This window comes from Microcoleus sp. Pol1C5, from assembly GCF_036701115.1.
GTDB lineage: Bacteria > Cyanobacteriota > Cyanobacteriia > Cyanobacteriales > Microcoleaceae > Microcoleus.
The window spans coordinates 62077-88021 of sequence record NZ_JAUBQE010000021.1 but is presented as its reverse complement, the minus strand read 5'-3'; the positions used below and the strand labels follow the sequence as shown (position 1 = coordinate 88021).

At 46.0% G+C, this 25945-nt stretch carries 26 protein-coding genes; 14 read left to right on the top strand and 12 right to left on the bottom strand.

The features are described from left to right. Window positions 1–67: 67 nt before the first annotated feature. The 7 genes from QUA23_RS13830 (at window position 68) to QUA23_RS13800 (ending at window position 3346) form a co-directional block, all read left to right on the top strand. Window positions 68–208, top strand: a complete 141-nt coding sequence (locus QUA23_RS13830; protein ID WP_333076557.1) for a hypothetical protein — start codon at window positions 68–70, stop codon at window positions 206–208. 74 nt (window positions 209–282) lie between these two features. Further along, window positions 283–1569 (top strand): serine/threonine-protein kinase, encoded by a 1287-nt coding sequence (locus QUA23_RS13825; protein WP_333076558.1) that lies wholly within the window; start codon window positions 283–285, stop codon window positions 1567–1569. 57 nt (window positions 1570–1626) lie between these two features. Next, complete coding sequence (locus tag QUA23_RS13820) at window positions 1627–2037, top strand: hypothetical protein (protein WP_333076559.1); 411 nt, start codon at window positions 1627–1629, stop codon at window positions 2035–2037. Further along, complete coding sequence (locus QUA23_RS13815; protein ID WP_333076560.1) at window positions 2037–2519, top strand: hypothetical protein; 483 nt, start codon at window positions 2037–2039, stop codon at window positions 2517–2519. Before QUA23_RS13820 ends, QUA23_RS13815 begins: the two co-directional genes overlap by 1 nt. Then, window positions 2440–2610: a type II toxin-antitoxin system HicB family antitoxin gene (locus tag QUA23_RS13810; RefSeq protein WP_333093884.1), complete on the top strand. Its 171-nt coding sequence runs from the start codon at window positions 2440–2442 to the stop codon at window positions 2608–2610. The genes QUA23_RS13815 and QUA23_RS13810 overlap by 80 nt, the downstream gene beginning before the upstream one ends. A gap of 25 nt (window positions 2611–2635) precedes the next feature. After that, window positions 2636–2824: a hypothetical protein gene (locus QUA23_RS13805; protein ID WP_333076561.1), complete on the top strand. Its 189-nt coding sequence runs from the start codon at window positions 2636–2638 to the stop codon at window positions 2822–2824. An 18-nt stretch (window positions 2825–2842) separates the two neighbouring features. Further along, window positions 2843–3346: a DUF2243 domain-containing protein gene (locus QUA23_RS13800; protein WP_333076562.1), complete on the top strand. Its 504-nt coding sequence runs from the start codon at window positions 2843–2845 to the stop codon at window positions 3344–3346. A 71-nt stretch (window positions 3347–3417) separates the two neighbouring features. Here the strand turns inward: QUA23_RS13800 and QUA23_RS13795 are convergent, their stop codons facing one another. From QUA23_RS13795 to QUA23_RS13775, 5 genes are all read right to left on the bottom strand, one after another. Beyond that, window positions 3418–3573 (bottom strand): DUF4351 domain-containing protein, encoded by a 156-nt coding sequence (locus QUA23_RS13795; RefSeq protein ID WP_333076563.1) that lies wholly within the window; start codon window positions 3571–3573, stop codon window positions 3418–3420. A gap of 38 nt (window positions 3574–3611) precedes the next feature. Then, entirely contained in the window at window positions 3612–3791 is a 180-nt protein-coding gene (locus tag QUA23_RS13790) for a hypothetical protein (protein WP_333076564.1), read from the bottom strand. Window positions 3792–3981: 190 nt separating this feature from the next. After that, window positions 3982–4344, bottom strand: coding sequence for a hypothetical protein (locus tag QUA23_RS13785; RefSeq protein WP_333076565.1), 363 nt, complete (start codon window positions 4342–4344; stop codon window positions 3982–3984). Window positions 4345–4508: 164 nt separating this feature from the next. Further along, on the bottom strand, window positions 4509–5654 hold the full coding sequence (locus QUA23_RS13780) for a clostripain-related cysteine peptidase (protein ID WP_333076567.1): 1146 nt from the start codon (window positions 5652–5654) through the stop codon (window positions 4509–4511). A 140-nt stretch (window positions 5655–5794) separates the two neighbouring features. Beyond that, entirely contained in the window at window positions 5795–12463 is a 6669-nt protein-coding gene (locus QUA23_RS13775) for a translocation/assembly module TamB domain-containing protein (protein ID WP_333076569.1), read from the bottom strand. A gap of 458 nt (window positions 12464–12921) precedes the next feature. Here QUA23_RS13775 and QUA23_RS13770 point away from each other — a divergent pair, with 458 nt between their 5' ends. Both QUA23_RS13770 and murQ read left to right on the top strand, forming a co-directional pair. Continuing rightward, the gene (locus tag QUA23_RS13770) at window positions 12922–13296 is read left to right on the top strand and encodes a DUF3110 domain-containing protein (RefSeq protein ID WP_333066613.1); all 375 of its coding nucleotides are present in this window, start codon (window positions 12922–12924) and stop codon (window positions 13294–13296) included. Window positions 13297–13477: 181 nt separating this feature from the next. Further along, window positions 13478–14392: an N-acetylmuramic acid 6-phosphate etherase gene (murQ, locus tag QUA23_RS13765; RefSeq protein ID WP_333076635.1), complete on the top strand. Its 915-nt coding sequence runs from the start codon at window positions 13478–13480 to the stop codon at window positions 14390–14392. A gap of 85 nt (window positions 14393–14477) precedes the next feature. Here murQ and QUA23_RS13760 read toward each other — a convergent pair whose 3' ends face one another. Then, the gene (locus QUA23_RS13760) at window positions 14478–15005 is read right to left on the bottom strand and encodes an adenylate kinase (RefSeq protein WP_333076570.1); all 528 of its coding nucleotides are present in this window, start codon (window positions 15003–15005) and stop codon (window positions 14478–14480) included. 448 nt (window positions 15006–15453) lie between these two features. On the opposite strand from QUA23_RS13760, the gene QUA23_RS13755 reads away from it, so the two are divergent. Further along, window positions 15454–17094 (top strand): bifunctional diguanylate cyclase/phosphodiesterase, encoded by a 1641-nt coding sequence (locus QUA23_RS13755; protein WP_333076571.1) that lies wholly within the window; start codon window positions 15454–15456, stop codon window positions 17092–17094. Between the two features lie 10 nt (window positions 17095–17104). On the opposite strand, the gene QUA23_RS13750 is transcribed toward QUA23_RS13755, so the two are convergent. The 4 genes from QUA23_RS13750 to QUA23_RS13735 form a co-directional block, all read right to left on the bottom strand. Beyond that, complete coding sequence (locus tag QUA23_RS13750) at window positions 17105–17281, bottom strand: hypothetical protein (protein ID WP_333076572.1); 177 nt, start codon at window positions 17279–17281, stop codon at window positions 17105–17107. A gap of 112 nt (window positions 17282–17393) precedes the next feature. Beyond that, window positions 17394–18674, bottom strand: a complete 1281-nt coding sequence (locus QUA23_RS13745; RefSeq protein ID WP_333076573.1) for a CAP domain-containing protein — start codon at window positions 18672–18674, stop codon at window positions 17394–17396. A gap of 516 nt (window positions 18675–19190) precedes the next feature. After that, entirely contained in the window at window positions 19191–19865 is a 675-nt protein-coding gene (nblB, locus tag QUA23_RS13740; RefSeq protein ID WP_333076574.1) for a phycobilisome degradation protein NblB, read from the bottom strand. 228 nt (window positions 19866–20093) lie between these two features. Next, on the bottom strand, window positions 20094–20594 hold the full coding sequence (locus QUA23_RS13735) for a CBS domain-containing protein (protein WP_333076575.1): 501 nt from the start codon (window positions 20592–20594) through the stop codon (window positions 20094–20096). A gap of 206 nt (window positions 20595–20800) precedes the next feature. Between QUA23_RS13735 and QUA23_RS13730 the strand changes: the two genes are divergently transcribed. From QUA23_RS13730 to QUA23_RS13720, 3 genes are all read left to right on the top strand, one after another. Continuing rightward, on the top strand, window positions 20801–21124 hold the full coding sequence (locus tag QUA23_RS13730; RefSeq protein WP_333076576.1) for a (2Fe-2S) ferredoxin domain-containing protein: 324 nt from the start codon (window positions 20801–20803) through the stop codon (window positions 21122–21124). A gap of 81 nt (window positions 21125–21205) precedes the next feature. Further along, a complete protein-coding gene (dacB, locus tag QUA23_RS13725; protein WP_445243494.1) occupies window positions 21206–22648 on the top strand; it encodes a D-alanyl-D-alanine carboxypeptidase/D-alanyl-D-alanine endopeptidase in 1443 nt (480 codons plus the stop codon). Window positions 22649–22864: 216 nt separating this feature from the next. Beyond that, entirely contained in the window at window positions 22865–23761 is an 897-nt protein-coding gene (locus tag QUA23_RS13720; RefSeq protein WP_333066601.1) for an alpha/beta hydrolase, read from the top strand. 149 nt (window positions 23762–23910) lie between these two features. Here QUA23_RS13720 and QUA23_RS13715 read toward each other — a convergent pair whose 3' ends face one another. Together QUA23_RS13715 and QUA23_RS13710 are read right to left on the bottom strand one after the other, a co-directional pair. After that, the gene (locus QUA23_RS13715) at window positions 23911–24135 is read right to left on the bottom strand and encodes a response regulator transcription factor (protein WP_332974846.1); all 225 of its coding nucleotides are present in this window, start codon (window positions 24133–24135) and stop codon (window positions 23911–23913) included. 29 nt (window positions 24136–24164) lie between these two features. Then, window positions 24165–24638: a Coq4 family protein gene (locus QUA23_RS13710; RefSeq protein WP_333076579.1), complete on the bottom strand. Its 474-nt coding sequence runs from the start codon at window positions 24636–24638 to the stop codon at window positions 24165–24167. A 603-nt stretch (window positions 24639–25241) separates the two neighbouring features. On the opposite strand from QUA23_RS13710, the gene QUA23_RS13705 reads away from it, so the two are divergent. Next, window positions 25242–25925 (top strand): hypothetical protein, encoded by a 684-nt coding sequence (locus QUA23_RS13705; RefSeq protein WP_333110398.1) that lies wholly within the window; start codon window positions 25242–25244, stop codon window positions 25923–25925. Window positions 25926–25945 lie beyond the last annotated feature (20 nt).

Sequence of the window (25945 nt, the reverse complement as noted above, 5' to 3'; positions counted from 1 at the left end):
GGGTTCTGTAATTAGAGTTTATAAAATTGTGTCTGCTGTTTTTTAGGTTTGCACAGAAAGGGACTGTTTGGGCAAAGAGGTTTTGGGATTTAGGATTCTTAATGAGATTGCTGCGAATTTGTCGATCGAATTATGTCGCAAAAGGGCGATCGAACTAAAAGCCAACCATCACTGGGAAGGCGAACTGAAGTTGGGTCCGTGGAACTAAACCCAACCTAAAAAATACAGTTAAAATACAGGCTAGGCCGAGATAAAAATTAATATTGGTTGGCGGTGAGGAGGATGGTTTGGACACCGGGGCAGCGGTTAAATGGCGATCGGTATATCATTGAAGGCAAGTTAGGTGAGGGCGGCTTTGGGGTCACGTACCTAGCGCAGAAAGCGTCAAACGGACAGCAGGTTGTCATCAAAACGCTGAAAGATGAATTATTGAGCGATCCAGATTTTGCCCGGTATCGGGAAAGATTCCTGCAAGAGGCACTACTGCTATCTTTGTGCAGGCATCCAAATATTGTGCAAATAGCCACCTATTTCATTGACGGTGATTTGCCTTGTATTGCGATGGAATATGTGGCAGCAGAAGATTTGTGGAAATGGGTGGAAAGGCGCGGTATTTTGTCAGAAACTAAAGTTTTAAACTACATTCGTCAAGTAGGAAAAGCCGTAATAGTTGTTCACGAAAAAGGTTTATTACATCGGGATATTAAGCCACAAAACATTATGGTGCGTGACAATCAAGATGCTGTTTTGATTGATTTTGGTTTGGCACGGGGTTTTATTCCAGATCGCACTCAGCAAATGACTTTTGGATTAACACATGGTTTTGCGCCTCCCGAACAGTACGGGGAAATGGGCAGATTTGCTGAGTACACAGATGTTTATGCTCTGGCGGCAACGCTATACTATCTGCTAACGAGAACACCACCAACTGCTGCATTCTTGAGGGCTTTAAATCATCCTTTAAAGCGGCCGTTTCAGATTAATCCTAATATTAGCGAGGCGGTGGATATGGCAATTCTTAAAGGGATGGAAATGGATGCGACAAAGCGCCCTCAGTCGGTTCAAAAATGGTTGGCTATGCTTCCACAAGCCACCATGTCACAACCTGTAAAATTGATTTCAGCAAAAGGAGTCGATTATCGTCAACTCGATCGGCTGTTGGCTAGCGAAGAATGGAAAGAGGCGGATCGGGAAACGGTAAAAAAAATGCTGGAAGTAGCGGATAGAACAAGTGAAGGCTGGCTGAGGGATGAAGATATCGATCGATTCCCCTGTGAAGACTTACGAACGATTGACCAACTTTGGGTAAAATACAGTAATGAGCGCTTCGGCTTTTCGGTGCAGAAGCGCATTTATCAAAGTCTGGGGGGAACCAGGGAATTTGATAGTAAAATATGGGAAGCATTCCTAGATAGGTTAGGTTGGCGTGTGAATAGTAACGGGTTGGATTATAGAGATCTCAAATTCAACACCAAAGCACCAGAAGGTCACCTCCCAGGCCGAGGACGTAAGGGGTTAGCTTGTGGCTTGTTAAGTCTCTTCTCTCGCGTCGAGACTTGTAGAGTGTAACATCTAAAGGTTTCAGAACTTTGTTAACTACGGATAGATTAAAGCCACTCGCATAAAATGATAGAAAAAGGTGCAAAAAGTGGCAGACCTTTCAATCCCTCGAAAGCTGGCGGAAAGATTCTCAACTTATCTTATCAAAATGTTAAAATTACTTATAAAGGCGTTGCCTTGGTTGAAGCTCATGTTCGCAGATTTAATCCAGTTGGTGAAGCTGAGCTAAGAATGGTTGAAAGGTTAAGAGGTATCACCACCCAAACCCTTGTAGCTGAGCCTGTTGATTTACGCTTTTATACTCACGAGTTACGCGAGTATCTCAGGTATAAAAAGCTTGGCTACCCAACTGGACAACCCGCTGACCCGGATGAGGCTTATGAACTTTGGAACAATGCTCACACAGCTACTCTTGAAGATTATAAATTAAAAGAAGGATTCGGCGTTTTATTTCATCCGAGCGTAGAGGAATTTTGATGAAAAACCTAACTCAATTAACCCAGCTTGAATTAGTGCTGCTGGAATTAGTAGCTAAAGGTCAAGGAAAGTGGAGTTGGTACGAACTCGCGAATGCACTTTCCCGTCGAGATGTACCGCGAGAACCTGACATGATGGTTGTCTTAAAAAAACTGGCTGCTGATGGCTTGGTTAAACGATATGTAGAAACTAATTCGCCTCGCGACAGATGGGAATTGACGCCAGAAGGGTCTATGGTGTTGGCAAACCCAAAAGCATATAGTCAAAGCAGAATTAGAATTTATTTAATTCCCCTCCGGAAATCAGAAAGCAAATCTTTTGCTTTTGTTGCCCGATGTACCCAGATGCCTAGCAACAGGAACAACAATCGAGATTTAATTCCCTTCCGGAAATCAGAAAGCAATTCTTCTGATTATTTTACCAGAGTTCCCCCGATGCCTAGGGACAGGAACAACTATCGAGGAAGTAGGACAGCAAATTAAAGCAGCAATAGTTTTTCATTTAGAAGAGTTGCGTCAATCTTGTTCGTCTATTCCTGAAGCCAGGACATTATGCAAATATGTTGAGGTTTAACGTAATGAAAACTATCAATTAGTATGTGGATGGTGTTTTAGAAGTTATTGCAGGCAAGATTCGATCGCACTTTCTAATCATCCATCAAAAATCAACGCGCGATCGCACTTCACTCCAGAAATCTCTCTCGCGGATGATGCGATCGCCCCTCCTCCCCAGCAAAACTACAAAATGTACTGGCAAATCCCTTCACAGACCCAGGCTCAGCATTTAAAGCATCGGAGGTTTTCCATTGGACGATCGCACAAACGCACCAACCACCGCTGTTAACAACCGCCGACCTCTAATTATCGCAGGAATTCTCCTCGGTATCGGTCAATCCGGGTTTTTTGACGGCATTGTGCTGCACCAACTCCTCCAGTGGCACCATATGTTTAGCAGCATTAAAACCGATGCTACCGTTGCCGGTTTAGAATTGAATACCCTCGGAGATGGATTGTTTCACGCTGCGGATTGGTTGGTAACAGTGGCGGGAATCTTCTGTTTGTGGCGTGCAGTGAAGCGCAAAGATGTTCCTTTGTCAACTCAAACTTTTTTTGGTTCAATATTAATTGGTGCTGGATTGTTTGACTTTGTTGAAGGCATTGTTGACCATCAAATTTTGGGAATCCACCACGTCAAACCCGGTATCAATGAGTTAGCTTGGGATTTAGGATTTCTCGCCCTCGGTCTTATTTTAGCGTTCTTAGGTTGGATGCTGGTACAGAGTGAAGTTCCCGCAGATACTAAAGTTTAAATGAATGCAGAGATTGAGAATTATACCAAATCCGCGTTACAAATCCCCGACTCTCTTTTTAACTCATCAGTTCATCCCGCCGACTCCAACCACGCAATCAAATCCTCTTGACTCCTAAAATCCAACAAAGCTTCTCCCAAATCATCTAACTGTTCCGCAGATAACCCCTGAATGCGAGTTTGAACTTCCTGTGTTACCTCACCCACCCGCCGCACTATCTGACGCATAATTAATCCTATTTTCGCCTCAATTTTACCCCTTTCGATTACTTGTTCGATTCCTTGGCGGCAATGTTGAGTACCTGAATTTCCACAACCACGGTTTTGTTGCCGGTAATCTTGGGTTTGACATCCAGGTAAGTTTCTTTCAATTCTGTAACGCTTCCTGCTGAATAAGGGTCAATGATTTCTATTTCTTGGATGGTTGGTTCTCCGTTATACAGCATTGCATTTAGGAAGCTGATTAAAGCTTCTGGATGTTGGGAAGATCAAAATATTCTTTTGAATGCAAAGTCTGCTTTGGGGATGATGAAACGCATATTGTAGAAGGAAGAAAAAAAATGCAATATCTTAGGGGTTTTTTGGTTGGTAGTTGCGCTTTACCACCCTTAGCGCAACTACGAAGTTTTTCAATTATCAGCCTGTGGCTTGAGTAGTAGCAGGCGACATAACTAGCTTTCCAGTTATATCCATCGTCGCCAGCTTCAGCACTTCATTAAAAGCTAAACCCCGAATTTTGAGTTCCCACCGAATGCCTTTTGCTTTCATTCGCTTGGCTTTCCGCATATCGACATCAGCAACTTTTTGATGCAAGAGCAAATATTTCATTGCTGCTGTAGCTTCTACTTTTGTGGGAAATGCAATATAGGTGATAAATCCGCCGTCCCAATGATTGGCGTTGCGGACACTGCTGATAGTCGCCACTCTCGGACTAAAGCGGTTCCAGTAAAAGTCGCTATAGCCGATCGACTCTGTTTTTACTTGGAGTTTGTTTGCCATTTGACTTAACTCCTATAACCTTGTGTGCGGGGTTGGCAGCAGGGCTTTAATTCTGCTATTTATATTATAGCATTGGGAAGTGGGAATTGGGAGCGAATGGTGGCTGTTGTTTTACCTCCCAGACTGCTTCTGTGAAGTCGGGAAAGTAAAATATCCCAATACCTTTAGTTCTTTTTTGTCTCGAATACAACTGCCTCAAAAAGCTCTACAAGCTTTAAGTCTGAATAAACCGATAAATACAAATACTTTTCCAGTTTCTGCCGATTTCTAGGTAAAAATAAACCTAAGCCTGATAAGTTTTTATACTTATGCCTAATTCTTGAGTCCAGTAATTCACCATTCTGTTGCACTCTCTGAATGAGAAAATTATTTAAAAATAACAATAAATTGTTACAAGCTGACGGACTTGCACCTGATAATTGGGTAAGTTTTTGTAAAAAGTTTGCGAAATCAACAAAGGTTTCTCCAAAGCTACGATAAACTACTACAGTAGTGTTATTGGAAAAATTGGCTTCCGGTCCTAAAATTGAGGATATAAAAACTTTCACGGGCGCAATATCTGCTTGCAAAATAGAATCAATCACAACATTAACTTTTTCGGTAAAGTAGCGGAAATAATGATTGTTAGTTAATGTCAAACTATGGTACATATCAGGGTGTTCATAATCCATAATCTTTTTAGCTAGCTGAGAACCATCAATGTCTGGATAATCGCTCAAATGGCTTAACAATTGCTCATAATAGTAATTTGGCACTCCAAGTTGGAGTTGAGATGAAAGCGTATACTTAGCAGTATCTTGGAAGGTATGGTGTACTTCAATATTTCCTTTATTACAATTTTGAAAAAATAATAATTCTAGATTTCCCTTTACAGATTGGTTAAAATTCAATATAACTTGATTTATTTTTTGAAGATTCATCCATCTAATTTCTGAAATTAAAGGGGACGTGGGATGTTCGTCGGGGCTGATTTCCATAAGCGTTCCACTATGACCTAAAAACACAATAGCCCAGCGTTTGGCTTGAAATTGAGATTGTGCCCAAGTCAGATACTCACTCAAGACTTCTGGACTACTACTATCTGCTGTTTCTAAGTATTGGGTATCAACTTTACCTTGGCTAATGATGCTTCTAGAAACTTGTGGTGCTCCACTAAAGTCTGATTGTACTACTACTAAAAATTTGTCATTTTTTACACCTTTACTTAGCATTTGAAGAATTGGTTGTCCGAATCTTGAGAGATTATTGTCATAGGGCATCCAGTATAGTAATATCCAGTCATAATGATTTTTTACCGTACTTGCAAGCATATATTGGTTTCCAGAGTAATATATTGTCTCTCTTAAAGAACTAATACTTACTGTTATCAATTTGATTGCTTCCCTTCTTTTCACCTTCTCTGCTCCGGGTTGAGGATAATCAGCTTTTTGTAGACGGTATTTTTGGCTAACTAAAACCTCAATTCATATTCAGCAGTGACGCGGTTGTCTCCTTGAAAATTACTCGAACTTCTGAGTAAAATTTTATCGCTCAATCGATAGCGCACAGTAAATTCTGTCGGTTGATTGGCTGACAGAACTCGAATGATTGATGCCGAAATATTGCGCGTGATGTCAAACCCAACTTCTAAACCTAAACCTAGAGAACCCGCACCCGAACTGGAACTAGCTGTTTGCGCTTCGTTGCCTCTAATCCGAGTGGGAAATAAGCGAAATTCGCTCAATCCTGTGGCGTTAGTAATCGCAGATTGAAGGTTGTTCAATAAACCCGCACCCGCTAAATTTGCGATCGCCAGTGTACTGTCTCCCTGTCCCAAAGTCTGCACGAAACTGCCGCCCAACAGCGCTACAATCTCTGTTTCCGATCGACTCGGAGAACTCCTCAACTCCAGACTTTCCGCCAACTGAGAAGCCCTTCCCTGCACTAACGCTTGAATTCGGACACTCCGCACATTGCCGAAACTTGTCGGTTCGTCTGCGATTTCAGAGGCTACAGATGTGCCGGGAGTGCGGAACCGCGTTACTTCCTGCACCGAAGTTGCTAATCTCACATCCAGCGTCGGATCGAGTCCTTGTGTTGGTACAAAGATCGCAGTCTGTGGGTATCCTCGATCGAGTCTAAACTCTGTCGTAAACAAATTCACCGACCCGGAAGTCAACCGAATCGTACCCTCCGGGCGAAGGTCATCTAAAGTTCCATTCACCGTCAAGCCCCCAGTCGCCTGAAAACTCAATATCGGCGCACTTGTGACCCGAATTCCCCGGCCCAAATTCAGCCGCAAATCGTTCAATCCAACTTCAAAGGAAGGGGAAGTCGGAGTTGCAGGAGAAGGAGAAACCTCAGTTGTAGGGGAAGCAGAAACGTCAGTCGCAGGGGAAGCCGAAGATGTGGAAGGAGAATCGGAAGCAGAAGAGGAAGAAGCTAACTCAGTTGTGCCGCCGCCGGGACTCCGAAGAAATACTTCACCGTCGTAGAGTTCAATATTACCGCTCAACTGCGGGCGTCTAGCCGTGCCCCTTGCCTGCACTTGACCAACAACGCCGCCGCTGTACAATCCTCTGAGGTTCACTGCCAACTTGTCGAGATTCACCGCCAAAGGATTATCCGCATCGACATCGCCCTCCGCAAAGGGCACAGACAGCGGAATTACACCCTGGGCCACAACTTGTCCCTGACTCAACTGTCCCCGAATTCCCTCTACTCGAATACGATCGCCCTCAAAGCGCACCGTCCCAGTTAGCCCTGTCAGCGGTTCTGGGAAGGCTCTCGCGCGGACAGTTGCATTTTCAAAATTCGCAATTCCTTGCGCTATAGGGTCTTGCAGCGTTCCTCCGACGCGAATTTGCACCTGTCCCTGACCGCTGACCCACGCCACTTGCGGAGTCAATACATTAATAATTGCCAAACCTTCATTTTGCAAATTCGCCCTCACATCAATTTGATTGCTATCAGCTTTCACGGCGGCAAACGGCAACTCAAAAGGCAAACTTCCCTGCACTTCAATCGGTTCGGTTTGAGTTACCAAAGCGCTGCCGCCAAAATTCAGGCGGGCGTTGCTGTAACTGAAACTGCCGTCGGCTTGTTTAATCGGTTCTCCGTTTAGCGTACCCTCAAGCAAACTCAATTCTCCGGTGGCTTGCGGGTTTTCCAAACTGCCGGCCAAATTCGCCCGCAAATTCAAATTTCCCGTGACATCCACAAAAGGCAATTCCACCAGTTTTGCCAACTCTTCCACCGGCACATTTTCTACCCGCAACTGCCCGGATTGAGCTTTTTGCCCTAGTTGTCCCGAAAAGCCGATCGCACTTTTGCCCGATCTAATTTCCAAAGGCAAAACAGTTAAAATCCCGTCCTGAAAACTGCCTTCAATACTGAAATTTTCAGCGACATATCTTCCCCACTGCCAGTTATCACCTTTCACGTTAAATTGAGCTTGCACGCCCGTTTGCAAAGAACCGGCGACAGCAATTTCCGCGCCAAAAGTGCCTTGCAATTGGGATAAGGGAGGCAATTTTTCTGATGTTTCCACTGCTTGCTGCTGCTGCAAAAGTATTTCAATTTCTGCCAAGCGGCGCAACTGTACAATTAGCGGGGCTTCTGGTTCTCCTACTGCTACAGTTTGCACGTCACCGCTGTCACCGTAAACAGGAGGTTTTAAGCCTCTCGCCAAGTCGCCTAAATTAAAATATTGCAAAGCGGTTAAAACCTGCTGCAAATTGCCTTGCTGGACGTTAACTTTCCCGGCAAATTGCGGGTTGGCGCCTGTTTGAACATTGCCGGAAATTAAGTATTGACCGCTGCCTTGGCGGAATATGCCATTTGTGAGAGTGGCGCTGCCGTTAGCGTAGCTGAATTCGGCTTGGAAACTGTCACCTTTAATGTAGCCGATCGCCGGTTGGGCGATCGCAATTTGTCCGCTTGCTTGCAAAGTCGCCGGATTTAACGGCATCATCCAACCGGGCACATTTACTTGTCCCGAAACCGTACCGGTTATCGGCCCCAAACCGACCTCTTTACCGGGTGATAGATTCAAAGCAGCGAGGGGAAAATCGCTTAAATTAACTCGCAAAGTTTCTCCCTCGGTTTGGCCCCTAGCCACGGATTCCCCGCGTTGAATTAAGAAAGATGTCGGCAGAAAAGATTGATTTAAAGCTACTTCAATTTTGTCTTGGGGACCGGCCAAACGCAAATCTACACTTTTCCCAGCATCCGCATTCACACTCCCCGCCAGTACCGGGTCAAAAGCGATTTGATTTACTGCTAAATTTCGCACTTCCACGTCGCCAACTAAGCTGAGGGCGGCGAGGGTTCCGGTGAGGCTGCCGGTAAAATCGACATTGCCGCGCAGGGGTGGGCTTTGCTGTGAGGAATTTTTGTCCGCAATTGCAGACAAAAATCCTAGTTGTTCTGCTGGTAAGGCTGCCAGATTAAAGTTGGCGAGTCTGACATCCAAATCTAAGTTGGAAATTGAGGGCCCTCCTTTACCTTCGAGTTCGACGTTAACAAAGCCGTTTGCTGTCAAACCGGGAGTTGTGGCGTTCTCAATTTCCACTCGTTTGCCGTCCCAATTAAATACTGCCTCAAAAGGTTGTTTCAAAAACGGCAATTCCGAGATGCGGAAACTGCCGCCAGCGCGAACTGTTTGTAAGGAAGCGGCAATCGGGCCGGATAAATTGATATTGCCGTTAAACAGTCCTACAAGCTGGGGGAGATTTTGGGAACCAGAGACTCCACCTCCGGTTTGCAAGCTTTGTCGCTGCGACTCAAAGGCTTGCTGGAAGAGACTTAGAGCAATTTGCTCGCCCTCAATAGACGCGCGCCAATTCCCCGATGCGGCGCTGCCTTTAGCATTGACAATTCCTCCGCCGTTGGCGAGTCGAATTTGTCCGTCGCCGTTGGCGGTGATGCCGTTGGCGGTTAAATTATCTACTGTTCCCAAAATGCGGACTTGGCCGTCGAGGGTTCCGTCGATTTCTGGCGGTAAATCCGCTGTCAGCAAACCTGTTTGTTTGAGGGTTTGTTCTAAATTACTGACGGCAATTCCGTTTGTTTCCAGCAATGCTTGCAAGTTGCCGTTTTCCAATTTTGCGGTAGTATCGATCGCCCCGAGTCGATCGACCAAAATCCGTCCTTCTCCGCTACCACTAATTCCCTTGGCTGTCAAGTTATCCAAACTGCCCGCTGCTTGGAATTCGCCGTTAACTCGGCCGTCAAACCCTTTAGGCAAAGTCGCCGTCAGCGGAAACAGTTGGAGATTGCGAACAGTTTGTTCTAAGCGACTGAGAATAACTCGATCGGCATCGGCGAAAGCTTGCCAGCGTCTGTCTTCTAATTTACCTCTAAAAGCAACAGTACCGTCGGCAATATTGAGTTGGCCGCTGCTGTTGACAGAAATATCGGCGGCGGTTGAATTATCAAGATTGCCGCTGGCTTGAATTTGATTCGATATTTGTCCGTCAAGCGATTGGAGATTTTGGATTTTTGATTTGAGATTGTTGAGGTTGGCGACTGTTTGGGGATTGTCAGCAGTGAAAGCTAAGCCAACATCTAACAACGGCAATCCTAAATTTACTAAGCGGCTGATCGAAGTGCGATCGGTTTCTGCTGTTGCTTGCCAGTTTCCGGCTACCAATTCTCCTTTTAAATTAACATTGCTGCCTGCAAGATTGAGTCTGCCGCTGCCACTGGCATTGATGCTGTTAGCCGTCAAATTGTCAAGGCTTCCCGATGCTGTAATTTGACTCGATAGGAGTCCGTCAATCGATTTGAGATTTTGGATTTTGGATTTGAGATTGTTGAGATTGCCAGATTGCTGATTTTCGGGATTGAATGCTGAAGCCACATCTAAAATCGGCAGTGTCAAATCTACCAAGCGGTCGATGGAAGTGCGATCTGTTTCTGCTGTTGCTTGCCAGTTTCCCGCTACCAATTCTCCGTTTAAATTGACATTGCTGTCGGCAAAATTTAGCCTGCCGTTGGCATTAACATTGATTCCGCCAGCAGTCAAATTGTCAACATTTCCCGCGACTTGAAATTCACCTGCTAGCTGTCCGTCAATCGATTTGAGATTTTGGATTTTGGATTTTAGATTGTCTTGATTGGCGGTCGTTTCCCGTGTTAAAAACGGCAAGCCAATATCAATCAATTGATTGACAGCTACTTTTTCAGTGTTGCCAACAACTTGCCAGTTACCCGATTCTAGTTCGCCATTAACATCAACAATACTGTCAGCAATATTCAGCGTTCCTTTGCCCGTCGCAGCGATCGCATTTAAACTCAAATCGTCCAGAGTTCCCGCAGCTTCGACGGTTCCGCTGACCAAACCCCCTACTTCAGGAGGCAAATTCAGCCCCGGCACGACTGGCTGCAAACTGTTGAGGGCCACGCGATCGCCCTCGATGATAGCTTGCCACTGACGGTCTTTTAGCGCAGCATCCACGTTAACAGAAGCGTTCCCAATTTTCACAACTGTATTTTGCAAATCTGCCGAATTCCTTGCCGCTCGAATTTCGCCCCCTGCGGGGAAAGTTCCTTGCGGTGCTTGCCATTGAACTCTCGCTTGAATGTTGTCTAACGGGCCGAAAATTTGAGCTTTTGCGGAGACATTGCCAATATTAACACCAGCAGGAATTGGGAGAGCGTAAATTTGCGCGATCGCGTCTCCGGGTACATTTTCAGCTTGCAAGTCAAACACCAAACCAGATCCCGAATTCTCACTTCCCAACCTAATATCGACTTCACCTTTCCCGCCAATTTTACCACCCGCCGCCGGCACTACCAACATATCGCTCAAAGTCAAAGCTAAAGAGGAAAACGGGGGAATAGAAGATTGAGAATTGGGATTTGGGGTTTGAGCCATTCTCCCCCGTTCCAATTTGAAATTAGTGCTAATATTGTTTAATTGCAGGCGATCGACCGTAGCGGGTTTTGTCGAGGCGATCGCACCTGTCAGCACCGGCATTGCAACTGTTCCAGTCAGCTTGGCATCCGCCTTCACTTCCCCCGCCACAGCCACGGGTAATACTACTTTCTTCCCTAACTCTGTTTCCACCGCACTGACAACACTTGCCAAAGCGACTGGTTGCACGTTCGTTGTCAGATTGAAGCTAGCGTTCTCCAAATTAAAATTGGTTCCAGTGGCAACTGTTCCTGCTATTTTAAGGGGAATTAAACCGTAATTAGCCGCCAGACTATCGACAATCACATTAGTTCCCTGAAACCGCAACTGACCGCTGCTATTTTGTACGATTTGTTTCAGCGGAGCAATACTCGCTTGCACTCCTCCAAAACTAGCCGTTCCCACAATTCCCGATACTTTATTTTCTCGCAACTGCACGGTCAAATTACCATTAGCAAGACCTTTTTGTAACAAGATGCCGGCGGGAAGTTTCAGCAGTCGAGCGAGGTCGTACAAAGGCAAATTTTGACCTTGCAACTGCACGTTAGTTTGAGCAGCGGGTAACAGAGAATCAGCTTTAACAATAAAATTATCGCTGTTAGTAAACTGACCGTTTAGTTCGTAGAGAACGCGCTGATTTTGGTCGCGAAATAGAGCGCTGCCATTTTTCAAGCTTACAGAAATCGGAGCCGAAGTTTTCTGTCCGACTGCGGGACTCGGCACCAAAACTGCAGCGACACTTTCAGCTCGAATTGCCTCAACTTCAGTTGTAAATAAACCCGGAGATTTCCGCTCCCTAGTTGGAATATTAACCCAGCGGCCTTGAGCATCCTGTTCGATATAAGCGCTGGGTTTAACTAGGGTAATATCTAATTTGAGAGTGCGGTTGAACAGCAGTGGCAAAACCGAAAACTGCACTTCCACTGCTTCAGTAGAAGCGTAATCGGGATCGGTAGGAGTTGCAGGTAAAGTCGATCGGCCAAACCGCAAACCTGTCAGAGAAAATCTCTCCAAACGTCCGAGTTGCACAGGTCGCTTCAGCAACTGACTGACTTCCGTTTCCACCAAAGGAGCTAACTTTTCCCGCACCCACTGGTATCCTACCGCCGCCCCCACCAAGGCGAGAATACTTAATCCCGTACCGCTAAGCAGCAGCAGACGCCACCAGCGGCGATGGGGACGGGGTGCGAGTTGATTTTTGTTATCGTCCGAGTTAGTCATGGGTGTTTCTCAAAAATCAGAGAATTCAGGAATTATAGGAAATCAGCCGATTTTAGACAGGTATAATCTCTGTGATTCGCCAGGGTGCCTTCTGCCTTTGGTAGACTCAAAAGTGAGGTCGGAAGTGCCGATCCCCGGGTCGAACGCAGGCAAAAGGCACGCCCCCACTCCAGAGTAGACTCCAGAAACCTTTACCGAACTTAATCAAAACACGCAACACCACCTAAAACCAAGTCCTCCAGCTCCCCCAAATCCCCTAGATTCCCCCCGCTGTGCGGGATCGGTGGTCAATCTCAAATCTAAAATATCAAACCAAGTCGTCCAAATGCCCCAATTCCTTTCGATCCCGCCAGTGCAGGATCGGTGGTCAATCTAAAATCTAAAATATAAAATTTAAAATCGGTTGCCCGATCGCTCCTAAGATAAAAAAACGGTGGTTAAGAAGGTCTTTAAAACTTATGCGAGTGTTCGTCTTACTCTTCAATGCCCGCACCGAGAATGAGGGAATTCATACCATTCAACTCGGCGATCGCAATAAAGTTCTGATGTTTGAGTCAGAAGACGACGCCACCCGCTTTGGCGTGATGTTGGAAGCTCAGGATTTCCCAGAGCCCACGGTTGAGGCGATCGACGAGGAGGAAATTAAGGAGTTCTGCGACAGTGTTGATTATGATTGGGAACTGGTGCCTGCCGGTGCGCTGGCGATCCCGCCAGAAGACAATGTAACACAGACTCAGTGGCAGCCGGAGCCCGAACCCGATCCAGATCCAGATTCTGACGTTTCCCAAAACGAACTGGATTCTATTCGCCGCCGACTCGAAGGACTTTTGTGAGAGTCAGCAGCCATTAGTCAGCAGTCATTAGTAGAGTCTAATTGCAAAAATTGCTCTTTAATCTTGAAAAGCATCTGCGTTTATCTGCGTTTATCTGCGGTTTCCCTCTAAATCAATGACCCATGACCCATAACCCATGACCCATGACCCATGACCCATGACCAATAACGCAGAAAAAATTATGAAGAATTTGGAAGAACGGGGCCATCTGCTGACGGAACAGGTGAATGTCAACAGCGAGAATTTAGACCAACTCAGTTCGATCGAATTAGTGGACTTGTTCAACCGGGAAGACGCCCAAACCTTAAGCGCGATCGCCCGTGCCCGCAAACAGTTAGCCCAAGCGATCGACATTGCAGCCGAGTCTCTGCGTCTAGGAGGCCGCCTGTTTTACGTCGGTGCGGGTACTTCCGGGCGTTTGGGCGTGCTGGATGCGGCCGAGTGTCCCCCCACCTTCTGCACGCCGCCAGAACTCGTACAGGGCATAATTGCCGGGGGTGCGGGGGCTTTGGTGCGGAGTTCGGAGGATTTGGAGGATCGGGCTGAGGATGGGGCCGAGGCGATCGCCCACCGTCAAATTACCCACTTAGATGTGGTTGTCGGGATTACGGCTGGAGGTACGACGCCCTTTGTCGCGGGCGCTTTGCAGGCGGCGCGCCAGCGGGGGGCGAAGACTGTGTTTATGGCCTGCGTACCCGTCGAACAAGTGAATTTTGAGGCTGATGTTGATATTCGGTTGTTGGTTGGCCCGGAGGTAGTGGCGGGTTCGACGCGCTTGAAAGCCGGTACAGTCACAAAAATGGCTTTGAATATCCTTTCGACTGGGGTAATGGTGAAGCTGGGGAAGGTTTACGGCAATCGGATGGTTGATGTGGCCGTGACTAATAAGAAATTGCGCGATCGGGCTGTGCGGATGTTGCAGGATTTGACTGATTTAAGCCGGGAGGAGGCGGGTTTTTTGCTCGAAAAAAGCGGCAAGTCGGTTAAATTAGCTTTGATGATGCACTGGACTAATTTGGAGAAGGAAGAGTGCGATCGAATTCTGGGCGAGTTTCAAGGCAATTTGCGATCGGCTGTGGCATCAATTCGTCAATAGTCATCAGTCATTAGTGATTAGTGAGAGGTGATTTGTTAGCACAATGCCTTTCGCCGATCATGCCCCATTCCCCATGCCCAAGTCATTAGTGATTAGTCATTTGCAAGATCGAGTCAAAAAATTGTGAAATCTCTTCAGTGGATCTGATGTGATAAACACTTTTGGTATTTTGAGCGCGATCGACATACTCGCGATATCTGGGAGTCAAATACTTGTGACACAACCAAAGAGCACGGTAACTATTAATTGAACTCTTCAAGATCGGACTGTTTTGGGGCCAGCCTTCTGGCGGTATAAACTTACCTGTAATCAGCCGTTTAGTCACCCACCAGAAATGCACGTATAGGGGCAGATCGACAAAAACCAGAGTATCTGCCTCGTTGAGTCGAAGCCATAGGGTTTCCATGCACCCAAAACCGTCTATAATCCATCGGTCAGTCGCCAAAATTTTTTCATGCGTATGCTTATATTCTTCATTGGGAACCTCAGCGCCCCCAGATTGATATTGAATTTTATCCAAGGGGTAAAGTGGCAAACCAGTGATTTCCGATAATCTCTTGCTGAGAGTTGATTTACCACCTCCAGCGTTGCCAAACACCGCTACTTTTTTCATAGTTACCCTTTTAGTAATTTAGTTATTAGTTATTAGTTATTAGTTATTAGTTATCATTAGCAGACTAAAAGCTGAAGATCGCTCTAATTTATAGCTTTCAAAAAACTCAATTTCGGTAATTTTTGGCGCGGATCATTGACGTTCTTGAGAAAGGCGATTAGGGTCAGTATATATATTGGTTGTTTGGCGATCGCTTGGATATTTTATTACACAAGCGGTTGCGGTTCGGTATTGTCGATCGATTTGTAAAAAATCGGTCAAATCTAAGGCGATCGCTCCTTAGTTAAAAAAGCCGTTTCTGAAGCCAACGCACCTAGTACCAGACTGCTGGATACTTTACCCACTTTAAATTCTCAAACCCAGTCATATGCAACCAAATCCTAACCTTAACCTATACTCATTCTTGGCGCATCTCCCCTGGCTGAAGAAAAGCTACACTGCCAAAATTATGGTGGTTGCATTTTTAGGCACGCACGTTCCTTTGCTAACCTTAATGGTCTGGTTTCTTACCTCAAACGCTTACTCTGTAGAGACATCAGTCCGGGTTCTCCTGATTGCTCTGCTGGCGACATTAGCTGGTACGGCAGCAACGCTTTCTACGCTACGCTACCTCCTGGTTCCGGTAATCTTAACCTCGGAGGCTCTACAAAACTACCTCGATACAAGAACATTGCCGAACTTACCCACAGAGTTTGCTGATGAAGTCGGTACGCTGATGGCAAATTCCTCACAAACGCTTTACAAACTAGATGAATTGATTAATTACATTACCCACTACGATAAACTGACGGGATTGCCAAATCGTGACTTATTCTGCGATCGCCTGAATCAAACCCGCTCTCAAAATCACTCACCCTTGGTCGCAGTGCTGGTATTGGGTATCGACGATTTCACAGGGATGCGCCATGCGTTGGAGCCTGGGATATGCGACTTACTAATTAGAGCCGTTTCCCAACGGGTGGTACAGTGCATGGATGGGTCAGATGTCTTGGCGCGTTTGAGCGATGGTGAGTTTGCGATCGCTCGCAGCGAACTCCACTCGCTGGAGAGTGTGGTCAAGCTATCCCAACTGCTGCTGAGTACGCTAGCAAAACCTTTCTCTGTAGAGGGTCAACCGATCCACCTCACCGCCAGTCTTGGCATTACATTGAACCATTTAGAAAATACCAATTCTCCAGAGCAACTTCTTCAGCAAGCTCACTTCGCACTTCATCAGGCAAAGCAGCAAGGGCGGAGTCACTATCAGTTTTATTCACCCGAAATGAACGTTCAGTTACAGGAGCGACTGGCCCTAGAAAATAGCCTGCGCGGAGCGCTGGATCGTAACGAACTACTGGTTTACTATCAACCGCTGATCGACTTGCACGGCGGACGGGTGACAGCAACGGAGGCGCTGGTTCGCTGGCAGCATTCTACAGAAGGTTTGGTCTCTCCGGCAAAATTTATTCCGATCGCCGAAGCCAATGGCGAGATCGTCCCCATTGGTGAATGGATCTTGCGAACGGCTTGCGCTCAAAACCGTCGCTGGCAACTCGCAGGGCTGCCAGCCCTGCGGATTTCGGTGAATCTGTCGGCTCGACAATTTGAGCAGGCGAATCTGGTTGAGATGGTTCGCCAAATTTTGGCAGAGACCGAACTCGAAGCTGCGTATTTAGAACTGGAAGTGACTGAAAGTGCATTGATGACAGACATTGAGCGATCGGTCAAAACCTTAACGCAACTGCGAGAACTTGGCGTGTCGATCGCCCTAGACGACTTTGGCACAGGTTATTCTTCCCTCAATTACCTGCAACGGTTTCCGGTTAATATGCTCAAGATCGATCGATCCTTTGTCAACGATATACTGTCTAACCCGGACAGCGCCACCATTACTGATGCCATCATTGCTCTGGCAAAAAGTCTGCGGTTAACGATCACCGCAGAAGGCATTGAAACCAAGGAGCAGCGTGACTACCTGCAAGCGCGAGGCTGCGATGAAGGTCAAGGGTTTTACTTCAGTCGCCCTGCTAACGCTGATACAATCACCAAACTGCTAAACGAGTCGTTTCAGTCTGATGCAGCATCTCTGGCTCTTGCCACCCACTTTTAAGCTGAACCAGTCAAGAAGTCGCCGTCAACCCGAAGGGTATGACGGAAGCTTGTAAAAAGCTCTGACTTGACCGGATTAAGTTGGCTTTCACTGGTAATGCGATCGTACACTCAGTACCCATGCCTGCGGTTGAGTTGACGGCGATCGTACGTAGCGCCGTGTTTTTCCGTCCACGACTGTATAACAACCAATCTCTCAAAACAGCCACCCCGATTATTCTCTCAAAGTTAAACGTAAAGCGCTCTCGTTTTTAGATTCCTGACTTCTCCAAGAAGTCGGGAATCTGGGTATGCTGTTTTTTAGGCGTTGACAAAAACAGAAGATGTAAGCTGACTTTCACTTACACCTTGCACGATGCCCAAATAATTGTTCCCCGACTTAATAGCCGTAGAAGCGACACTTGCCCCTCCATCCAACTGCAAACTCAGAGCTTCAAAAGTCAAGTTTGCAAACCCGATACCGTCCGTCAAACCAATTTTATCCCCAGCCCCAAAATCGACGATTACATCTGCACTTATTAAAGTAGCTGCCGCAGACAAACCTGCTGCTAGGATAAACGTATCATTTCCAGCACCGCCGGTCAGAATATCTTGACCGCGATCGCCCGCCAACACATCGTCGCTGTTACCGCCAACCAAGACATCATCTTCTTTGCCGCCGCGAATAGTATTGTTACCGTCTGATCCGATTAGTCGATCGTTATCGTTATTGCCGCTGATAAAATCATTGCCAACACCGCCCTCAATTGAATCCGACTCTTTGCCGCCCGATAAACTGTCATTGCCGCCTGCGCCATTAATTGTATCCGCACCCTGCATTCCATTAATGCTATCAGCACCTTCTCCCCCGGTGAGATTGTCTTTGCCGGAAAGGGCAAAAATTGGCAATCCCGCAGCATTTGTCGGTATTTGACTATCGGCACTATCTGATAGGAAATAATTGCCGTCGCTGGCTGTATTTTTGGCTGCTGTCGTCGGGCTGCCGTCCTCTATAGCATTGGGTATTGGCGAAGTAATCGATACCGATGTGTTGGGAGTTGGTGTGGGAGTTGGTGTGGGTGTCGGTGCGGGATTGACACTACCGTCAAGAGAAGTCGCAAAAACTTGCGTCCAATAGTGATTCCAATTTTCTGTGCCCGTATCGTCGGCTAAGAAATAGTAACCGATGCCAATTTCTTTGAGATTCGGGTTAAGAATGTTAGCCCGGTGGCCACTGCTGTTCATCCACGATGATACAACTTGTTCGGGTGTAGAATATCCCGCCGCAATATTTTCTGCGGCCGCTGAGAATTGATAGCCTGTTGCAGAAATCCGACTTCCTAATGACGAACCATCTTTCCCGGTATGCGAAAAGAAGTCTTGCAGTGCCATATTCTGGCTGTGATTTTCCGCCGCATTTAGTAACTGAGTATTTAAGGTTAGCGGGGACAAACCTAATTTACTGCGTTCTAGGTTCGTAAGTTCTAAAACTCTATAAATAAAGTTTTGATTAATTGGAGTTGGTGCGACTTGAGAGATTGATCGCTCTCCTGTTAAAATGTCCGAGGATTGAGAACCGGAATTTTGTAGTTGTTCAAGCATGGGGATGATCGAGAGTTTTAAGACTTGGTTTTGCTGGTAGATGGCTTACCGTCTTAACGATAGTTTCCCCGATCGCTAGCTGGTGGGGTACAATTCAATACTTGTGTTAATCCCTGCCGCTACTGTATTTATTTTATTTTAATTATAGCTTTTGTCAAAGTGGGGATGTCAAGAGGCAGACTCTGCTTTGTATCGGGAAGAGTGCGATCGACTTTAAGGAGATTTTCAAAGGAATTTGCGACCGCCATTGGCATCAATACAATTTTAGATTTTAGATTTTAGATTTTAGATTTTTCCTGATTAGTAAGGTTTGCACCTTCCACCCAGCCCGCTGGCTGGCTAGAAACCCGGTTTCTACGAGTTTTGCAGACAAAAACGAGCAATATAGGAAGAAACCGGGTTTCTGAATTCTGTGTGCGCTCGCGAACGAAGTTGCTACTAGAATCCGCACAAAAAATTCTAAATGAATTCAAAATTCACAACCGCGCAGGGTTGTTCACGATCGCCAAAGCAATCTCAAGATTTCAAACTATTTTCTTGTCCGGCTTTAGCCTCCTGAGCAACTTGTTCAACCTCATCTTTGGCGAGAATTTCCAAAGCCGTCTCTGCTTCCTTACCGCCCAACCGCCCCAGAGCTTGAGCTACTCTGTAACGGATCTGCCAATCAGCATTGGAAGCGTAGGGAAGCAGCAGCGGCAGCGCCCGTTTATCTCCCAATTCACCTAATGCGCTGATGGCAATGGTTTGGATCAATTCGTTTTCAGAAGTTAGGGCATTTTCTAACATCGGAAAGGCTTTCGGATCTCCCATTTCTCCCAAAGCCGCAACGATGCTCAGTTGCACCAGCCATTCAGAGGTATTGCTATAAACTTGCTGCAAATCTTCTAAAGCCTCGGTTAATTTCAATGCCCCCAAAGCATCGGCTGCGGCTGCTTGCACGTCGGGTTCGGGGTCGTTGTTGAGGCTGTTTCGCAGTACCTCTAAAGCGTTCGGCAGATTCTGCGTACCGAGGGTTGATATTTGGCTGACTGCTGCGTAGCGAACCCGGACGTTTTTGTCTCCGATCGCAATTTGAATCAGTTTGTAGGCGATTGCGGGTTCTAGTTGCCGCAGTTGGTTGACTGCTCGCAGTCTTTCGCCAAAATCCTCGGAATTCAGCAATTGTTCGACAGACTCAGGGGTAATGCTCATTCGATTTTAAATTTAATAATTGGTAATTGGGAAGAAGGAAGAAGGAAGAGGGAAGAGGGAAGAGGGAAGAGGGAAGAGGGAAGAAGAAGCAAGAAAGAAGAAATTGCTCTGCGTCTATTCCTGACTTCCGTGTCCTCAATCTAGATAATTGGTAATTGCAAAAAGTCAGGGAGATTGAAAGAGCGATCGGCTTATTTTCTGATACAGTTCTAGAACTGCAACAGTTAATTAAGATTCCGCAGCCATCGATCGGATAATATCTCCCCTAGTGAGGATGCCGATTACTTTGCCTGCAGTATCAACCACCGGCAATCGGTGGATGCTGCGATCGTGCATCAGTTTGGCAGCTTCTTGGACAGATTGATCGGGCCCGATGGTAACTGGTTCTTTACTCATCGCTTCTCCTACTGTTTGTCCTAAAGCCTTGTGGAGTTCTCGCTCGTAACGAGATGGATTTTCTAAGTAAATCACGCTGTCGAGCACCATGATATAAGCGGGGGGAGTTACGCCGGTTTCCCGCCACATCAAGTCGGTTTCGGAGATGACTCCTACCAACAAGTCATTCTCATCTACGACGGGAAGACCGCTAATGCGTCGATCGGCTAAAATTTTAATCGCTTCGTTCAAGGGCATTTCGGGTCGCGCCAAAATCGGATCGCGGCTCATTACATCGGCTACTGTTTTTGGCATGATTAGCGGTTGATTGAGTTGTTGCTCTAAATCGATCATATAGGGAAAGCGTGACACAGACTGAAGAAAGGCAGCTCTGCTGAAAGGATTGGTTTGAAGGTAGTAAAGAAGGAAAAAGTTTGAATGCCAGAATTTTGCTGTTTTTTTCGATCGCACTATAAAATTCTGCCCTTTGCCGGACTCCGCCGAGCGATCGACCTGACAAGATTGTTAAGATATCTTAAAGAGCGGATAAATCCTTACCAATGCCAGAATCTCCAGCCCGAAAACCAGACTCCCAACCAGAAGCGCGCTGTGTATTGGTTTGCCAGTATCAATCTTGCCTGAAAAATGGTTCAGCAGCAGTGCTAGCTGCTTTTGAAGCTCAACAAGTTGCAGGGGTGAAAGTTGAGGCTACTAGCTGTCAGGGACAGTGCACCACTGGCCCGACTGTACGAGTTACGCCGGACGAAATTTGGTATTGTCGAGTTAAACCGAGTGATGTACCGTTAATTGTAGAAGAACACCTCAAAGAGGGAAAACCTGTAGAAGCGCTGTTCAATCCGAGAATTCATGCGCGTTATTATTAATATTGACTTGATTCGGTGAAAATTCCAAGCTTTGGCGCATCTAATTTTAATAGTTATTGTTAAGGAACTGCCACTTTGAAAATCCAAGGAATTGCGCTTAGTTTGTTAGTGCTGGTGCTGGGGCGTCCGTCGGCGGTTGCTGCTCAAACGTCGGCGGTTGCTGGGGATATTTGTCCTGGGGAATTGGGGGCGCAAGTAGATGCGATCGCCAATCGTCCCGAATTTAGTCGATCGCGCTGGGGCATTTTGATTCAACCTCTATCTTCTACTACTACTCTCTACAGCCGCGACGCCCAAAAATATTTTATTCCAGCATCAAATGCCAAGCTGCTAACCACAGCCGCTGCTTTGCAGAAACTCGGTGCAGATTTTCGCATTAAGACATCGGTTTACAGCGGCGAAAATGGAAGTTTGTACGTTGCCGGCAGGGGAGATCCCAGCATTGCTGAGGCTCAGTTGAAATCTTTGGCGCAGCAGTTGAAGCAGCGGGGAATCAGTCAAGTTAACCAGTTGATTGGCGATGACAGCTATTTTCAAGGCAGTGCAGTCAATCCGAATTGGGAATGGGAAGACGCGCAAGCGGGCTACGGAGCGCCGATTAACAGTTTAATTTTCAATCAAAACGCGATCGACCTTCTATTGTCCCCACAGGCTCTGGGGCAACCTCTGAAAGTTACTTTTGCCGAACCAAAGCTGGCAAATCAGTGGCAACTTCAGAACAATACTGTTACCGTCGCTCAAAACGAATCTGAGTTTATTGAAGTTGGCCGGGAGTTCGATCGACCTATAATTCGAGTGAGCGGACAGTTGAAAGTTGGTGGCGAACCTGAATCAGCTTATGTGGCAGTTGTCAACCCCGCTAATAATTTTTTGCAGTATTTTCAACAAGCCCTGGTGGCTGAGGGAATTCCTGTTAAACAGAGTTTAGTTGCCTCGGCTTCTCGCAATTTTAATCAAGAATTAGCGACAGTTGAATCGCCGCCGCTGGCCCAATTGGTGAGAGAAACTAATCGCGAAAGCAACAATCTTTATGCAGAAGTTTTATTGAGATTGTTGGGAAAAGTTACAGACAAGTTGCCCCAGCAGCAAGAGGATACAGGTGAAATGGGTTTGAAAGAGTTAAAACTGTCTTTAACTCAATTAGGAGTAAATCCAAACAGCTACATATTAGCCGACGGTTCGGGACTTTCCCGCCACAATTTAATTAGCCCTGAAGCCTTGGTGCAAACTTTGAGATTTATGGCCAATTCACCTGCTGCATCTATTTACCGCCAGTCACTGCCGATCGCTGGGGAGAGCGGCACTTTGAAAAATCGCTTTAATAATACACCAAATCGCGTAATTTTGCAAGCAAAAACAGGAACTATGAGCGGAGTTTCGGGGCTGTCGGGATATATCGAAGTTCCGAATTACGAGCCGCTGGTGTTTAGCATTATCGTCAATCAATCTGACCTATCGACTGCAAAAATGCGATCGGCAACGGACGAAATTGTGCTATTATTGAATCGCCTGCGCCGCTGTTAAAACAATACATTTAAGGTAAAAAACGTGCGCTCAGTAGTTAGGCCTAAAAAACCGGACACCAACAACCCTACAAGTTTTAAGTTTCATTAGATTGCAGCCACGGGGATCGAAAAGCAGCTACAATAAAAGTAGAAAAATTAACAGCATTGGGCCGTTTTAGCCTGCTACCAGTCGGCGGGTTCTGTACTTCCCGAAAATAAGTCTAACTTTCCAACTATGAATTCTTTCGATTCCGAACAGCAACACATTTTTGTCGAAACCAATAACATCCGCCTGCACTGCGTTTCTCAAGGAGAAGGCGAGCTCGTTCTCCTCCTGCATGGGTTTCCAGAGTTTTGGTACTCTTGGCGTCATCAAATTCCTGCTTTAGCGCGTCATTTTAAGGTTGTGGTGCCGGATTTGCGGGGCTACAACGATTCCGACAAGCCGGAAAGCGGTTATGATTTAGATACGCTGAGCGCGGATATTCGCGGTTTGATTGCGAGCCTCGGTTATACAAAAGCTCACGTTGTAGGTCATGATTGGGGAGGGGCGATTGCGTGGCACTTAGCTCAAAAATTCCCCGAACAACTCAACCGCTTGGCCATTTTAAACGCTCCGCACCCGCAGCGATTCGTGCAGGAAATGGCGAGCAATTTAGATCAAATCCGCCGCAGTTGGTACGTTTTGGCGTTTCAGGTTCCCGGCATTCCCGAATGGTTGATCCGGCAAAACTTGAAAGATTTTGTGCACAATGTTTTCCAAGGACAAGCTGTTCGCAAAGGCTCTTTTAGTGCTGAGGAAACTAAGATTTATCAGACTGCTTTAGAAAAGCCGGGAGTATTAGCTGCCGCTATCAATTATTACCGCCAGATGTTTCACCCCCAGAGGCTTTGGAATTTGGCGGAGAAATTAGAACCTGTGACAGTACCTACTTTGGTGCTTTGGGGAGAAGAAGATGCGTTTTTGAGCCACAAACTTGTAGAAGGTTTAGACAGATTAATTACTGCTCCGTTTAAGTTAAAATTAGTTCCTCACTGTGGCCACTGGATTCAGCAGGAAGCGCCGCAAACGGTGAATCGAGAATTGCTGAGTTTTCTGAGAAATTCTTCTCGTTCTGTGGCTTTGGCATAGAGGGTTTTAAACATTACAAATGAAAACCCGGTTTTACAGCTAAACCGGGTTTTCATCTGTCTAGGGATAGGTTTTTTTTAGGGTGCGTCGTGCCTAGAGTTTCTGGATTACCAGAGAATTCAAGCTAGCTGACGCACGCTACTTATTTATCAGTCCCAGAGCAAATTTTCTTGGATCAGCAGTGCAATCATCGCAGTTCTGGAACAAACACCGAGTTTGATAAAAATCCGCCTCACGTAAGTAGCAACCGTCCAGTGACTGATATTTAAATTTTTGGCAATACATTTGTTGGGCAGCCCTTGGGCTACTAATTGTGCGATCGCTCTTTCCCGTGGACTCAGGCTAATTTCCGGTTTGTAAATTTTGCTTTGCATACTTTTGCAATGAGGTAACGAGTTAAAATCTAATCAATTAAGGGTAGAATTCCGAGTTTTTCTCGAACTTCAGATAAAGGAGTTTCCCAATCAGATGCAACGTCCCAATTAATTAACCGAGTGGCTAATTTTCCGTGTTTTAAGCCTTTGATAATTTGTCCGATCGCGCATTTGCCGCCGATCAGTCCAACTAACACTAAAATCGCACAAGAAGGACGAAATACTTGAGCGCGAGTAAACGCTTGAAGTACCAATTCATCTTCTGTTGAAGCTGAAAGACCGGTCAGAACGTGCCAAACGTCGTGGTTTCGCTGAATCCAGTCTCCCGATGCGATCGGCTCAAAGCCTTGTTCGTCTAGAAATCGCGCCACTTCGCACCCTAATGTTCCTGCTGGCAGTTGGCGCAATTTTGCCAAGTCTATTTCAAAATGTCGATCGCTCTCAATTTGAGGATTAATTGTTTGAGCCATCTTTAATATAACTCCTAATTGACCGTCAGCCATAATTTATTCTCCCTTCAACAATGATTTAAGTTTCGAGCAAATTAATTTATCTTGGTCAAGTTCATTTTTGCGCTGAATCAATACCATTTTTTTACTGGCTGAACTTAGAAATCGTATTTTCTGTCAAAGCAATCGGCTGTCAGGAGCTTTTACATTTCTTTACAAGCATTCTTAGATTTGAAATCTGCTACCTGTAAAAATCGCCCTAGTGTTTGGAATCCCAACTTGACTCACCGGGAAGTACCAGTAAAATCCACAGTATTTAGCGGTGATTGGAACCCCCTTACTTACGTATATAAATTTATTCTGCTGCTAATTATTGGAACTTGCAATGAGTCAGAAGTGGAAGCTTGCAGGCATCGTGATGCAAGTGCATACAAGTGAAGAGAGTGGAAGGGAGCTGAAGCAAGGTGAAGTTATGCAGAGTTGATACCGGGGATAGTCCGCACGCAGGGTCAGACGAGTGCGCTGTCGCTCAAATGAGTGTCACTCATTTGAGCGACTGGTCAAGTATTTTCACCAACAGCTATAAATAAAGTAGAGATTCATATCATACAAGGTGTTGCTGTGAAAAAACTTTCCATTTTGTTATCCACAGGAGTTGTGTCATTAATTTGGTGCACTGCTGCTAGCGCTACCACTTATGTTAATCCTAACGGTAAAACTACTTTAAACTTGTCAGAAAAAGGAAACAATCGCAGCGGTTTTTACTTGACTAAAGTAGGCAATCGGGAATTTTTGGGCAATATTCAAATTACCCGTTCCGAAGGAGCAGCAGGCTCTTACTATTACAATGGGACTTTCAAAGACAGTGCGACCGGCCCTGGCAGAAAAATTGTTTGTTCTGGAGATATTGCCATTGTCAGGCGTCAAGTTGGAAGAAGCAGCCAATTGGGAGCCGAAGTTACTTGGAAGGTGAAAGCAGGAGAAAATTGTCCTTCTATTGGCCAGACATTTAAAGTAAATTTAGTCGAAGCTTTACCGCGTCCTAATGCAAGTGGCGACTATACTTCTAGCAATGCTAATACTTGGTCGAGTCCAACAAATGGTTTTGTAACTTGGCCTGCTTGGCGAGTCACCTCGCGAGATGGACAACTCAACTGTCGCAAGACCGCAAACGGAGCAATTCAACAAGTTTACCGCGCGGATAAAGATACAGTTGCTGCTGAACTCAGGGGAGCAAATGCTATTACGATGGCGAACGGTCAACCCTGGTTGCTGACAAGACAAGGCTGTTATGTGCGCGCTAATTCTCAATACGTTCAGCCAGTTTCTATGCCTGAATAAGTGATCGTAAGTAGGGAGCA